This window comes from Campylobacter sp. RM9333 (assembly GCF_020137705.1).
Classification (GTDB): Bacteria; Campylobacterota; Campylobacteria; order Campylobacterales; family Campylobacteraceae; genus Campylobacter_E.
The window spans coordinates 1-13,999 of record NZ_JACGAY010000032.1 but is presented as its reverse complement, the minus strand read 5'-3'; the positions used below and the strand labels follow the sequence as shown (position 1 = coordinate 13,999).

Annotated in this window: 13 protein-coding genes; 12 read left to right on the top strand and 1 reads right to left on the bottom strand. The window is 25.6% G+C overall.

The window, feature by feature from the left end:
* The 12 genes from AVBRAN9333_RS09070 to AVBRAN9333_RS09015 form a co-directional block, all read left to right on the top strand.
* On the top strand, positions 1 to 207 hold a 207-nt coding region (locus AVBRAN9333_RS09070; RefSeq protein WP_442862239.1), incomplete at its 5' end, for a tRNA ligase subunit PheS family protein.
* Positions 204 to 2,510 carry a phenylalanine--tRNA ligase subunit beta gene (gene pheT, locus AVBRAN9333_RS09065; protein WP_336609876.1) on the top strand — a complete coding sequence of 769 codons (2,307 nt, stop codon included), beginning with the start codon at positions 204 to 206 and terminating at the stop codon, positions 2,508 to 2,510. The genes AVBRAN9333_RS09070 and pheT, both read left to right, overlap by 4 nt.
* Positions 2,507 to 3,784 carry a 3-phosphoshikimate 1-carboxyvinyltransferase gene (aroA, locus tag AVBRAN9333_RS09060; RefSeq protein WP_336609875.1) on the top strand — a complete coding sequence of 426 codons (1,278 nt, stop codon included), beginning with the start codon at positions 2,507 to 2,509 and terminating at the stop codon, positions 3,782 to 3,784. Before pheT ends, aroA begins: the two co-directional genes overlap by 4 nt.
* 3 nt (positions 3,785 to 3,787) lie before the next feature.
* Positions 3,788 to 4,615: a 4-hydroxy-3-methylbut-2-enyl diphosphate reductase gene (locus AVBRAN9333_RS09055; protein ID WP_214117519.1), complete on the top strand. Its 828-nt coding sequence runs from the start codon at positions 3,788 to 3,790 to the stop codon at positions 4,613 to 4,615.
* An 84-nt stretch (positions 4,616 to 4,699) separates the two neighbouring features.
* The gene (locus AVBRAN9333_RS09050; RefSeq protein ID WP_214117518.1) at positions 4,700 to 6,355 is read left to right on the top strand and encodes a 30S ribosomal protein S1; all 1,656 of its coding nucleotides are present in this window, start codon (positions 4,700 to 4,702) and stop codon (positions 6,353 to 6,355) included.
* Between the two features lie 2 nt (positions 6,356 to 6,357).
* Positions 6,358 to 6,840 (top strand): hypothetical protein, encoded by a 483-nt coding sequence (locus AVBRAN9333_RS09045; protein WP_214117517.1) that lies wholly within the window; start codon positions 6,358 to 6,360, stop codon positions 6,838 to 6,840.
* A gap of 23 nt (positions 6,841 to 6,863) precedes the next feature.
* Positions 6,864 to 7,433: an elongation factor P gene (efp, locus tag AVBRAN9333_RS09040; protein WP_214117516.1), complete on the top strand. Its 570-nt coding sequence runs from the start codon at positions 6,864 to 6,866 to the stop codon at positions 7,431 to 7,433.
* Positions 7,434 to 7,435: 2 nt separating this feature from the next.
* Positions 7,436 to 7,768, top strand: coding sequence for a hypothetical protein (locus tag AVBRAN9333_RS09035; RefSeq protein ID WP_214117515.1), 333 nt, complete (start codon positions 7,436 to 7,438; stop codon positions 7,766 to 7,768).
* Positions 7,769 to 7,806: 38 nt separating this feature from the next.
* Entirely contained in the window at positions 7,807 to 8,070 is a 264-nt protein-coding gene (locus tag AVBRAN9333_RS09030; protein ID WP_214117514.1) for a DUF2018 family protein, read from the top strand.
* A complete protein-coding gene (cmoB, locus tag AVBRAN9333_RS09025; protein ID WP_239803684.1) occupies positions 8,070 to 8,855 on the top strand; it encodes a tRNA 5-methoxyuridine(34)/uridine 5-oxyacetic acid(34) synthase CmoB in 786 nt (261 codons plus the stop codon). Before AVBRAN9333_RS09030 ends, cmoB begins: the two co-directional genes overlap by 1 nt.
* Before the next feature lies 1 nt (position 8,856).
* Positions 8,857 to 9,333 (top strand): PaaI family thioesterase, encoded by a 477-nt coding sequence (locus AVBRAN9333_RS09020; protein ID WP_214117512.1) that lies wholly within the window; start codon positions 8,857 to 8,859, stop codon positions 9,331 to 9,333.
* A gap of 1,316 nt (positions 9,334 to 10,649) precedes the next feature.
* Positions 10,650 to 11,711, top strand: a complete 1,062-nt coding sequence (locus tag AVBRAN9333_RS09015) for a tyrosine-type recombinase/integrase (protein ID WP_214120637.1) — start codon at positions 10,650 to 10,652, stop codon at positions 11,709 to 11,711.
* A gap of 1,006 nt (positions 11,712 to 12,717) precedes the next feature.
* Here AVBRAN9333_RS09015 and AVBRAN9333_RS09010 read toward each other — a convergent pair.
* Complete coding sequence (locus AVBRAN9333_RS09010; RefSeq protein ID WP_336609874.1) at positions 12,718 to 13,881, bottom strand: MFS transporter; 1,164 nt, start codon at positions 13,879 to 13,881, stop codon at positions 12,718 to 12,720.
* Positions 13,882 to 13,999: the final 118 nt, after the last annotated feature.

The window sequence follows — 13,999 nt, the reverse complement described above, 5'->3', positions numbered from 1 at the left end:
TGTAGAATTTGTAAGCAAACTGGCTTTATTGAAGTTATGGGTTGTGGTATGGTTCATCCAAATGTATTTAAAAATGTTGGCTATAAAAATGTTAGCGGATATGCTTTTGGTTTAGGAGTTGAGCGATTTGCAATGCTACTTCATAAAATACCTGATTTAAGGTCATTATTTGAAGGAGATTTAAGATTATTGGAGCAATTTAAATGATAATTAGTAAGAATTGGTTAAATGAATTTATAGACTTAAAAAATATTAGCACAGATGAATTAGTAAAAACTTTAAATAGCATAGGTTTAGAAGTTGATGGAGTAACTACAATTATAGCTCCTAAAAAAGTTGTAGTTGCAAAAGTAATGAGTAAAGAAAAGCACCCTGATGCTGAAAAATTAAGTATTTGCCAAGTAGATGTTGGTAATGAAGTTTTACAAATCGTATGTGGAGCTAAAAATGTTGAAGCAGGGCAATTTGTAGCAGTTAGTTTAGAAGGTGCACAAATTGGTGATATTACTATTAAAAAAGCTAAATTGCGTGGGGTTGAGAGCAATGGAATGATATGCTCATCAACTGAACTTGGATTTGCCAAAATAAATGATGGCATTATGGTTTTAGATAATAGTATAGGCGAACTTACTTTAGGTAAAGAATTATGCGAATATCCTTTATTTAATGATGAATTAATTGAAATTGAGCTAACTCCTAATCGTGGGGATTGCTTAAGTATTAATGGTATAGCAAGAGATTTAAGTGCAGCATTAGATATTAATTTAAAAGAAAAGAAACCTTTTAAAGATGTTGATAATGCAGAAGGCATTAGAAGAATTTTGAATGTTCATTTTAGTGATGGAATTGATGGTAATTTAAATATAAAAGCAATAGAATTATTAAATAATATTGAAAATACTTTAAAGGTTAAATTAAGATTAGCTAGTATTGAAGAATTAAAAGATAATGCTATAGAAAACTTATTATCTTATACAACACATGCAAGCGGGGTATTATTTAATGCAGTTGATTTAAGCAAATTATGTAATGAATGCGAGCAAATAAGTTTAGATGTAAAAACCAAAGAAAACAAAGAATTTGTTATTAAGTATAAAGATAAAGAATTAGCAATTGCTGGAATTACACAAAATGAAGAATTTAAAATAGATAAAGATAGTAAAAAAATAATCATAATTGCAAATTATGTAAATCCTAAAATAATCGCAAATACCCATAAAAATTATAAAAATACAGATATTTATAGAAGTTTTAGGGGCAGCGAACCAGAGCTTAATATAGGAATTGATTATTTATTTAATTTGTTACAACTTAATAAAAACATTAAAATTTATGGTAGTTCTTGTCAAAATACCCCAAGCAAAGAAAAAATATCAATTAATTGTAATATTAGTGAGCTTGAAAATATGATAGGTCAGTCTTGCGAAAAAAATGATGTTGTGAAAATTTTAAAAAGATTAGGGTTTGAATTAAGTATTGCTGAAGATAATCTATATTTAAAAGTTCCATTTTATAGACATGATATTAATAATTCTGCTGATATTTGTGAAGAAATAGTAAGAATGATAGGCATTGATAATATTAAGCCTAAACCACTTGATTTTTATGAATTAAACAGAACAAACAACACTTATTTAAAATATAAAAAATCTCTTGAATTAAGAAATAGAGCTTTAATGTGTGGATATTTTGAAAGTATTGGCTATGTTTTTGATAGCAAAGAATTTTTAGAAAAATTAAATTTAAAATATATCAAAAATGAAATTATAAACCCAATCACAAATGAAATGAATACGCTAAGAAGCTCTATCATTAGCACACTTTTAAAACAAGCTAGTTTTAATTTTAATAATTCAAGAAAATCAGTAAAATTATTTGAAATTGGTAGCGTATTTGATGAAAACGGACAAGAAAATAAAAAATTTGCTTTAATTAGCTCTGGCTTAAGTGAAAATGCAAATTTAAAAAATCATGCAAAACCTAAAAATGTTGATTTTTTCACATTCTTAAATGAATTAAAAACAATATTAAAGGATTTCCAATTAAAATCTAGTGATTATCATTTATTTAGCGAATTTGAAAGAGCTGATATTTATAAAAACAATCAAAAAATAGGGGTAGTTGGAAGATTAGATTTACATTTAGAAAATGAATTAGAATTACCGGTTACTTATTTATGCGAAATTGATTTTAATGCTTTAGAGTATGATTTTATACAAGCAAAAGCTTATTCAAAATTCCAAGGAACAACTAGAGATTTAAGTATTTTAGTGCCTAAAAACTATGATTATTCAGTTATAAAATCAACTATAAATAAATTAAGCATTAAGAATTTAAAAGATTTTAAAATAGTAGATTTATATCAAGATGAAAGCTTAAAAGATTATGAAAGTTTAAGTATAAGCTTTTCATTTGTTGATGATGAAAAAGTATTAAAAAATGATGATATAAATAATGAAATGAATGAAATTATTAGTGAATTAGATAAAATAGGATTAAAATTAAGATGAGAATAAAAGCATTAAATAAACAATTTGATTTAGTTTTGGAAAATATAGCTGCAGATAAATCTATCTCTCATAGAGCTGCTTTATTTTCTTTATTAACTAATGGGGAGTGTAAGGTTAAAAACTATCTTTACGCACAAGATTGCCTACATACTTTAGAAGTTGTAAGAAATTTAGGTGCGACAATAAAAACATATGAAGATAAAAATGAATTAGTTATAACACCGCCTAATGCTATCAAATCTCCTAATGTAGTTTTAGATTGTGGAAATTCTGGGACACTAATGAGACTTTTAATTGGTTTTTTAGCTAGTCAAGATGGTTTTTTTGTTTTAAGCGGAGATGAATATTTAAACAAAAGACCTATGAAAAGAGTAAGCGATATACTTAATAAACTAGGGGCTAAAATTGATGGTAGAGAAGGGGCAAATTATGCTCCTTTGGCAATTAGGGGAGAAAAAATAGATTATTTTACTTTTGAAAATACTCTAAAATCAGCACAAGTAAAAACTGCATTAATATTAGCTGGATTATTAAGTAATGGTTGCGAAATATACGAAAGCGAATTAAGCAGAGACCATTCAGAAAATTTATTAAAAATGATAAAAGCACCAATAAAAACAGATGGTTCTAAAATAGAAGTAAAACCATTACAAGATAAATTACAATCGTATGAAATAGAAGTTCCAAATGACCCTTCTTCTGCATTTTTCTTTGCTGTTTTATGTGCTATCAGTGATAATTCCACTCTAGTTTTAAAAAATATGCTTTTAAACAAAACTAGAATTGAAGCATTTAAAATTCTTGAAAAAATGGGGGCAAATATTACATATCAAATAGAGAAAAATGATTATGAAAATATAGGAACCATTACTATAAAAAGTTCTAAATTAAAGGCTGTTGAAGTTAGTGAAAATATTTCTTGGCTAATTGATGAAATACCAGCATTATCAATAGCATTTTTATATGCTGAAGGAAATTCTATTGTCAAAAATGCAAAAGAATTAAGAGTAAAAGAAAGCGATAGAATAAAGGCTGTCCTTGAAAATTATTCAATTTTAGGTGTTGAATACGAAGAATTTGAAGATGGATTTATGGTTGTTGGAAAAAGTATAAAAAATAATAATGTAATGCTAAAAAGTTTTGCAGACCACAGAATAGCTATGAGTTTTTCTTTGCTAGCTAAAGATTATGAAATAGAAATTGACAATGTTGAATGTGTAGATGCTTCTTTTACAAATTTTTATGAAATTTTATCTTTATTTGAAAGACAATAAAATATGAAAATAGAATTAGCTAAAAGTTACGGATTTTGTTTTGGAGTTAAAAGAGCTATCAAACAAGCAGAAAAGACTAAAGATGCAGCCACTATTGGGCCATTAATTCACAATAATGATGAAATATCAAGATTAAAGAACGATTTTAATGTAAAGACTATTAATGATATAACAGAATTAAATGATGAGAAAAAGGCCATTATAAGAACGCATGGAATAACAAAACAAGACTTAGACATATTAAAAGAAAGTGGTAGAGAAATTATAGACGCAACTTGCCCTTTCGTTAAAAAGCCACAAGAAATTGTGGAAAAAATGAGCAACGAAGGGTATGAAATTGTTATTTTTGGAGATAGCAATCATCCAGAAGTAAAAAGCGTAAGAAGTTATGCTACTACTAATAATTATGTAGTTTTAGATGAAAAAGAACTGATAGATATTAAGTTTAAAAATAAAGTAGCTTTAGTAAGTCAAACTACAAAAAAAGTAGAAAAATTTATGCAAATAGCTAATTTTTTAATGTTAAAAGTAAAAGAAGTAAGAGTTTTTAATACAATTTGCGATGCAACATTTAAAAACCAAGAAGCTATTAAAATTCTTGCAATGAAAAGTGATGTTATGATAATTGTTGGCGGTAAAAATAGCTCAAATACAAAGCAATTATTTTTAATAGCAAAAGAGCATTGCAAAGATAGTTATTTAATTGAAAATGAAAATGAATTAGATTTTAATTGGTTTAAGGATAAAAATCTATGTGGAATTAGTGCAGGAGCTAGCACACCTGAATGGATTATTGATAAAGTTGTTAAAAAAATAGAAAATTTTACTTAATATTAAATAGTCATAAGTGAAATAGTGATAGAATAGGGCACAATCATTTCTTAATTTGATTAATTTTATTACAAAAGGACCAAAATGGCTAAGTTAAATGGAGCTCATAACAATTTAGAAGATTTAGAAAACATTGATTTCGCGGCAATGTTAGATGAGTTTGAAAGCGAAAAAAATCCTGAAAATATTTCAGTAATTGATGGAAAAATTATTAAAATTGAAGGCGACGAAGTATTTGTTGATATACAAGATAAATCAGAAGGTGTTTTAAATATTAGTGAAATCACAAAAGATGATAAGCTATTGTTTAATGTTGATGATGTTATTAAGGTAACAGTTGTAGGTAGTTATAATGGACGCCGTTTATTATCATACAAAAAAGCACTTCGTAAAGAAAAAGTAGTTGAATTTATTAAAAACTATAATGAAGACAATAACGATACTTTTGAAGTAAAAATCATAGGAAAAAATCGTGGTGGTTTTGTTGCAGTAGATAATAATGAAGTAGAATTTTTCTTACCAAAATCACAATGCTCTCATAAAGAAATTAATACTTTAATGAATAAAAAAATTAAAGTTAAAATATTAAAAATTGACGAAGAAACACAAAGTATAGTTGTGTCAAAAAGAAAAGCAAACGAAGAAGACCGCAAAAAGAAAAAAGAATTAATTAATAATATAATCAACGATTCAGAACTTAAAGAAGGTGTTGTTAGAAAACTTACAAGCTATGGAATGTTTGTTGATATTGGTGGAGTTGATGGCTTAGTTCATTATAGCGAAATATCTTATAAAGGTCCTGTAAATCCTAGTACTTTATACAAAGAAGGGGATAAAGTTTTAGTAAAAATTGTAGGATATGATGAAGAGAAAAAACATATTTCTTTATCAATCAAAGCAGCTTTAAGTGACCCTTGGGATGAAATTAAAGATAGCTTAGAAATTGGAGATATTTTAAAAGTAGTAGTTTCTAATATTGAAAATTATGGAGCTTTTGTAGATTTAGGAAATGATATTGAAGGATTTTTACATATAAGTGAAATTTCTTGGGATAAAAATGTTAAAAATCCAAGAGATTATTTAAAAGAAGGTCAAGAAATTGATGTTGAAGTAATTGAAATAGATTATGAAAAACGCCGTTTAAGAGTATCTCTTAAAAATTTACTTCCAAAACCTTTTGATGGCTTTAATGAGAAATTTAAAGCAGGAGATATTGTTGAAGGCGAGATTAGCACTATTACAAATTTTGGAGCTTTTGTTAAAATTGACAATATTGAAGGTTTATTATTAAATGATGATATATCTTGGACTGAAAATGAAACTTGCAAAAAAGTTTATAAAGTAGGGGATAAAGTAAAAGTTAAAATTAGAAAAATTGATAGTGAAAACCAAAAAATTTCTTTAAGTGTTAAACATTTAGAAGAAAGTCCTAGTTCATTATTTGCTAAAGAACATAGATTAGGTGATGTTATTAAAGGTATTGTAAGCGATATTAAAGACTTTGGAGTGTTCGTTAAAGTAAATGATAAAGTTGAAGCTTTAATTAAAAATGAAGATTTAGGAGAAGTTAAGCCTAATATTGGAGATGAAATTGAAGGAGCTTTAATTTTCACTAGAAATGGTAAAATTCGCTTAAGTATAAAAAAATTAAATTTAATTAAAACTCGTGAAGATTTAGAAAAATTTAATTCTGATGATAAAATTACAATAGGTGATATAATTAAAGATCAATTACAATAGTAATGAAACAACACTCGTTATATTTTATATTTGGAATAATTTTTTTTATTTTAGTATTGGTTTTAATGCTATTAATAAAATCTGCAAATTATAAAGATTTGCAGATTTCTAAAATTATTGATGAAAATATTGAAATTATTAAAAATAAAATATCAAATAATGAGTGGTATGCTAAATTAGCTAAAGATGAATTGGGAGATTCTTACCCAATATCAAATGAACTTTATGTTCATTTTGAATTACAAGATACAGGTAATTTAAGTAAAAAGAAATTTTTTAAATTAAATATAGATAAAAACGATAATTATTCTTTATTTTGTGTAAAACAAACTATATCTAATTTAAATTTGAAATATTTTTTAATTAATAATAAAAAATATTCTCAGATAGTCATAGATACTAACAATATTTCTTTATTACATTACCTTATAGATAGTTTAAAAAACTATAATATCAATTCTGATTTTGAAGAAATTTGGATTTAATTTAATTTTAAAGGATTAACAAAATGGCATCTTATTCAATGGGTGATTTAAAAAAGGGTTTAAAAATAGAAATAGAAGGTGTTCCTTATAAAATAGTGGAATATCAACATGTAAAGCCAGGTAAAGGTCCTGCTTTCGTAAGAATAAAAATAAAATCTTTCATAAATGGTAAGGTTTTAGAAAAAACTTTCCACGCAGGTGATAAATGTGAATCTCCTAACTTAGTAGAAAAAGAAATGCAATATTTATATGATGATGGAGAATTTTGCCAATTTATGGATAATGAGACTTATGAGCAAGTAGCTATAACAGAAGAAGATGTTGGCGAAAGTAGAAAATGGATGATTGATGGTATGAATGTAAGCGTATTATTCCATAACGGAAAAGCAATAGGCGTTGAAGTTCCGCAAGTTGTTGAACTAAAAATAGTTGAAACTCAACCGAATTTCAAGGGTGACACACAAGGCTCTAATAAAAAGCCAGCTACTTTAGAAAGTGGTGCAGTTGTTCAAATACCTTTCCATGTATTAGAAGGGGAAGTTATTAGAGTAGATACTCAAAGAGGCGAGTATATAGAAAGAGCTAATAAATAATTATGAACGATAAAGCAAAGCGTGTAAAATACTTAAGAGCTTTAGAAAAAGCTGCTAATCGCTTTGCTTTAGCCTTAAAAAAAGAAGATTTTTCAGATGGTATTTTCGCATCTAGCATAGAGCAGAATTTAAAATTACTAAATAAATGTGAGCCAGTTTATCTTGATTCTACATATTCAAAAGAATTAGAAAATTTTGTAAATTTATGCTGTTTTTCTCAATTAGACAGATTTGAGCTAATTAGCAAATTTAATACTCTAGAGAAAATAAAAAAGCAAAATCAATACAAAAAAACAAAACATAAAAATCAATTGTATGATAATTTATTTAGTTAAAATATGTTTTTATTTAAATAAGTTATTGGAGAATTAAAATGGATGATTTTGATAAATTATTTGAGACCACACCAGAAGAAAAACTAATAGACGTATTACAAAACGCACCAAGAGGTGCAGTTCAAAATACTATAGTAACGCATAGTAAAGAATTTTTGGCATTAAAATTATTATTAGAAAAGCAAAATATAGACTATACACAAGTTGAAGAATTTATATTTAATAATGATGCTTTGCTAAATGAAATGCTAAATGATGTTTTTATAGATTTAACAGCAAAAATTTTAGGGCATGAGGGATAATGAAAGTTATTTTTGATGATATTGTTGAAATTTATGATGATACATTAAATGAAGAAGATTTATTAATTAAAGCAAAAAGCCTTAAACCTTGGAGAAAAGGGCCTTTTAAAATAAATAATATTTTTATAGATAGTGAGTGGAAAAGCAATATAAAATATAATATTTTAAAAAAGCATATTAGTTGTATTGAGAATAAAATAGTGGCTGATGTTGGGTGCAATAATGGTTATTATATGTTTAGAATGCAAGAATTTAGACCGACTAAGATTGTCGGATTTGACCCTTCTCAAAGGTGCTATGAGCAATTTACTTTTTTAAATTCCTTATTTAAAACAAATATTGTATTTGAAAGATTAGGGGTAGCTGATTTACCAAGCTACAATCATAAATTTGATGTAATTTTTTGCTTAGGGGTGATTTATCACAGAAGCGACCCAGTGCAAATGCTAAAACAATTAAAACAAAGCCTAAACACTAATGGGATTGTATTCTTAGATACTATTTATTTTGATAGCGAACAACCTTTTGCTTTAGTTCCAGATACAAGTTATGCAAAAATGTCTAATGTATATTTTATACCAAGTATTAAAGCATTGCAAAATTGGTGTAAAAAAGCTAATTTTAAAGAATTTGAAATACTAGCAACTTCTAAAACAACAATAGAAGAGCAAAGGAAAACAGATTGGATTGATGGATATAGCTTGGAAGATTTTTTAGAAGATGATGATTTTACAAAAGAAGGTTATCCTGCACCAAAAAGAATATATATAAAATTAAAGGTATGAAATGGCTGAAGAAAAAAATGATATAGAAGAAAATTCTACAGAGATTAAAATCAATGTTGAAGCTTGCCCTACAATAAATACAGAAATTTGTGGCAACATTACCGAAACAGATGAAAATAAAGCAAATCTGCAATTAAAAATAACATCTGAATTAATTTCAGATTCTGAAGGTTTAGCGCATAATGGTTTTATATATTCTGCAGGAGCTTATGTTGCACAAGTAGCAATTAACAAAAAAAATACCTGTGTTATAGGCTCAAGAACTAGTTTTTTTGCGCCGGCTAAAATAGGGGATATTATATCTTTTGAAGCAACTGCTAAATTTGATAATAGTAAAAAAAGAGAAGTTTTAGTAAAAGCATATATAAGAGAAGTATGTGTATTTGAAGGTATTTTTTATGTTCTAGTAACAGATGAACATATATTAAAAATGCAAAAAAGTGAATTAGCAAAATACCAGAGCAAAAAACAAGAATAATAATTTTCTTGTTTTATAAACTAAAACCTTTTATACAAATCAAATTCAAAATATATAGAACAACACTACACTTAAAACAACGGCACTTGCATTTGCCTTAACTTAAAGCATATTTAATATTTAGTTTAAAATGAGTATTTAAAAAGTGCTTAAACATTATATATATTTGACTTCAAAAGATATCAATAGCAAATATTATATTGAGTCATTTTATGATATTAATTGACAGGCGGACTAGACTAAGTCACCTTGCTAGCGAAGCATTAAAGCCTTGTATATTAGCCTACAATATACATTTCAAGCCCTTGTCGCTCAATAAGAGCTACTTATATCACGCATTTGTATTATACAATTATGCATTAATAGAAGCTTAAAATGGGCTTAGATTTGGAAATAGATAAAATTAAGCTTTTGATGGATTTAATGGAATTAAAGACAAGCAAACTTCTTTAAAGGTGCTTGGTCGTGTAACAAAGCTAAGTGCTAATGATAAGGATAAATTGAATGTAAGTATTACTAAGAGAGTGCTTTGGCTGATTTTAATAATACTGCTAAGCTTAGTGATTTTGAGCTTTTAGCAAATAACATACATATATTTCTATTGTCCAATAAAATATATGAGTTTATAAAACATAATTCAAAATACTATTAAACACAACAAGTAAGCTTAAAATAGCATTTGAACTAATAGTTGCCAAAAAAGACTTAATAATAATTTGTTATAAACAATCTAAAATCTTCAGTTTTATTAAAATCGCAGAGTGGTGATTTGGTTTTAAAATACTAATTTGAAAATTATAGTTTTCAATACTAATATAATATATAAACATATTAAATATGCTAATAATCAATTTAGATTGCTTTTATTTTTAAAATAATTTAATAGTCTTACGGAACTTAAATTATATACTTATACCAATCACTTATCCTACGCCAATAATTTCAATACTATAAAAATACTTCATTTCCAAAAATAACAAAATTAGATTTAATAAGGTTTTAGAATTTAATTTATATATGTAATATAATTTTCAAACTATTTTATATATGCTTAATATAAATTTGAATTATTTCTTTATTAATTATTTTAATAAAATATATAAATAATTTTTGATATTTTATACGATATTTAGTATATTTATAAAAATAATCATATTATTTTATGTATTATTTTATGTAAAATTATCATATTATTTTTATTATTATTTTTAATAAAATTTTACATATTAAATTTATATTGAAAACTAAGTTTATAATATAATCTTCTTTTATTATAATTTTTTTCTATATTAAACAACTTATTTTAAGGAACAATTATGAAATACCCTTTAGATTGTGAAGACAATTTTTCAAAATCATTTTTATTTTGGATAGCTAAATTTCTAAAATTTAAATTAAATTCTTTATCAAATAAACTACTTGAAAAAGCAGAAGAATTAAGAGAGATTAATATTGCTTTAAGTAAAAATAATTTCACTATAGAAGAATTAGATGAGTTAGCTAAAAAATCAAGAAATATAGGAATGATTGGTGTAAATACTTATTTTAACCCTATTAAAAAATTTTACGAGCAAATAATTCACTATAAACTATATTCTCTAAAACTAATTGATGAAGAATTAGTAATTGAAATTCTATCAAGTATAACAGCAGGTCTTAGTGATGCGAGTAAAAAAAATCACAAAATCGCTATAGTTAATTTTTTTAAATTTTTAAGTTCACAAAATAAAGATGATGATAGTTCTTATGTTTATGAAATAGAGTTAAAAAACTGGTCAGGATTAAACTCATCATCAGGACAAAAACTACCAGAATTTATGAGTGAAGAGCAAATGAAAACATTTTTAAATACTCTAAATAATTATGAGTTTAAAAGCAATCAAGACAGAAATAAACTTGCTATAAAAATCATATTATTTACTGGAGTAAGGGTTAATGAAGTTCTTAGATTAAGGTTAAAAGATATTAGCTATGAAAATGATTTAATAAGCCTTAGAATTCATGCTAAAGGTAATAAATATAGAGTGGTTTTACTAAATATAAATTCCATTAAAGAGCATTTAGAATATTTTAATAATTTCGCCGAACCTAATCAATACTTATTTACAAATAAACAAGGTAAGCCATTAACTCAAGCTTATATATCAAGATTAATTGAAAATGTATTATTAGCAGCCGGTATTCGCAAAGAAAAAAATGGAGCTCATATGTTAAGACATAGTTTTGCTACCCTACTTTATAAAAAAGAAAAAGATTTGTTATTAGTCCAAGAAGCCTTAGGGCATGCTTCGCTTAATACTTCAAGAATTTATACTCATTTTGATAATGATAAATTAAAATTAGCAGCAAAAATAGCTAATAATTTAAAAGAAGACTAAAAAGTCTTCTTATGTATCCATCAAAACTATTAAATTAATTTAGCTCAAAACAAGTATAGTCTAAAATAAAACCACAAATAAAACTAACACAGATAAAAAACACTTTTTCATCATATAGGTTATAAATCCATATTTTTCTTATTTTGTTTAGCTTGGCTAATAGTGTTTATCCTATAAAAAGTATAAATTATAAAAATACCCACAACTTAAACTACCAAAAAATACACCTAATCTGCAAAACTCTCATTTATTCCAAAATTTAAGCTGAATACCCTACTTTATTTTGAACCTATTTTTTATCAAAAAATTAACACAAATAAATCACTTTAGCCAAAACAACTATAAACTATAAACAAAAGCACATAATACTAAATTTTATTTTGTTTAGCTTAGTTTTTGCTCTATTATATATAGTGTTTATCCTATAAAAAGTAATAGCACAAATATACCTAATCCGTAAAACTCTTATTTATTCCAAAATTTAAGCTAAATACCCTACTTTATTTTGAACCTATTTTTTTATAAAAGAAAACTAAAAAACAACTAGCTAAAATAAAACTAGCACAGATAAAAAACACTTTTTCATCATATAAGTTATAAAAATACCCACCACTTAAACTACCAAAAAATACACCTAATCCGTAAAACTCTCATTTATTCCAAAATTTAAGCTGAATACCCTACTTTATTTTGAACCTATTTTTTATAAAAAAAATTAACACAAATAAATCACTTAGCCAAAATAACTATAATTAAAATTTTACTTATTTTATATAAATTAGTTTTTATTCTATTATTTATAATTTTTATCCTATAGCACAAATATACCTGCTTTATTTTGAAATTATTCTTTTATAAAGTAAAACTAAAAAACAACTAGCTAAAATAAAACTTGAATAGATAAAAAAGATTTTTTCATCGTATAGATTGTAAGATATTCAAAAATAAACTATTACTAATCAACCTAATCTATTTATTTTTAAATGCTTAAACTTAATGCCCTACTTTATTTTGAACCTATTCTTTTATAAAAGAAAACTAAAAAACAACTAGCTAAAATAAAACTAGCACATATAAAAAACACTTTTTCATCATATAAGTTATAAAAATACCCACCACTTAAACTACCAAAAAACGCACCTAATCCGTAAAAACTCTGATTTATTCCAAATATTTTTGAGCTAATTTGTTTAGGTATCTTTTTTCTTATCATAGAATAAACACTAGGCATAATAGAGCAAAAACTAATACCGGTTATAAACCTAACTAAGCAAAATAACCAAAAATTATGGCTAGTAAAATAATGCAATATTAAACATATAAACAAAGCAAAAGTGCTAATTAAAATCAAATTAACTTCTCCATAATCTTTTGCTAATTTTGATAATTTCGGAGCAAATATAGCACTAGCAATTCCTGCTAAACTAAAGCAAAAACCTGTAGCTAATTCTTTATGGTCTACTAATTTTGAAACAAATAAGCCGATTATAGGACCTATAAATGTTTGAGAATACTGCACTAAAAACGAAGCTAAACACAAAACTATTACAAATGAATACAAGCCTTTATCAAGCCTTATTTTTTCGCCTTTAGGAACTGGGGTAAAATCTTCTTTTACAAAAAATAATATCAATAAAAATATACTAATTAATAAAAATCCTGATATTGCAAACTGAACTCTAAAATCAAAAAAGTGCATTAATACTCCACCAAACAATGGTCCTAAAAGCGAGCCTGTTATCTGAAATGAGCTAAGTTTTGCAAGAGATACATTCACATCATCTTTAGGAGCATTAACAGCTATTAATGCAATACAAGCAGGGTTAAACCCAGAAAAAAATCCCATAATAAATCTAAGTATTATAAATGATTCTGCGGTTTTTAAAAATACGCTAATTAACAAGCACAAGCCCATACCAAAACTAGCTCTTAAAAGCATTTTTTTACGACCATATTTATCAGCTAAAATACCCCATAATGGTGCAAACAACGCCATAGTAAGCGTGCTACCAGCATAAGCTAAACCACTATATAAGCTAATCTTATCTCCGCTCACTCCATATTCTTGCATAATAAATGGTAAAAGCGGTAGAATTTGATTAAGCGCTAATGTGCTTAAAAATGAACCTAATGAAACTATTAAAAGCATAAATTTAAAATTACTTTGCATAGGTTTATTATAGTTCTTGTTTGTAATTAAAGCTACTTTTATAGTGAATAATTAAGTGATTTAAAATAAATTGAAAGCTTTAAATATTCGTTGCTTAAGTTAGATTTTATATTTAAAA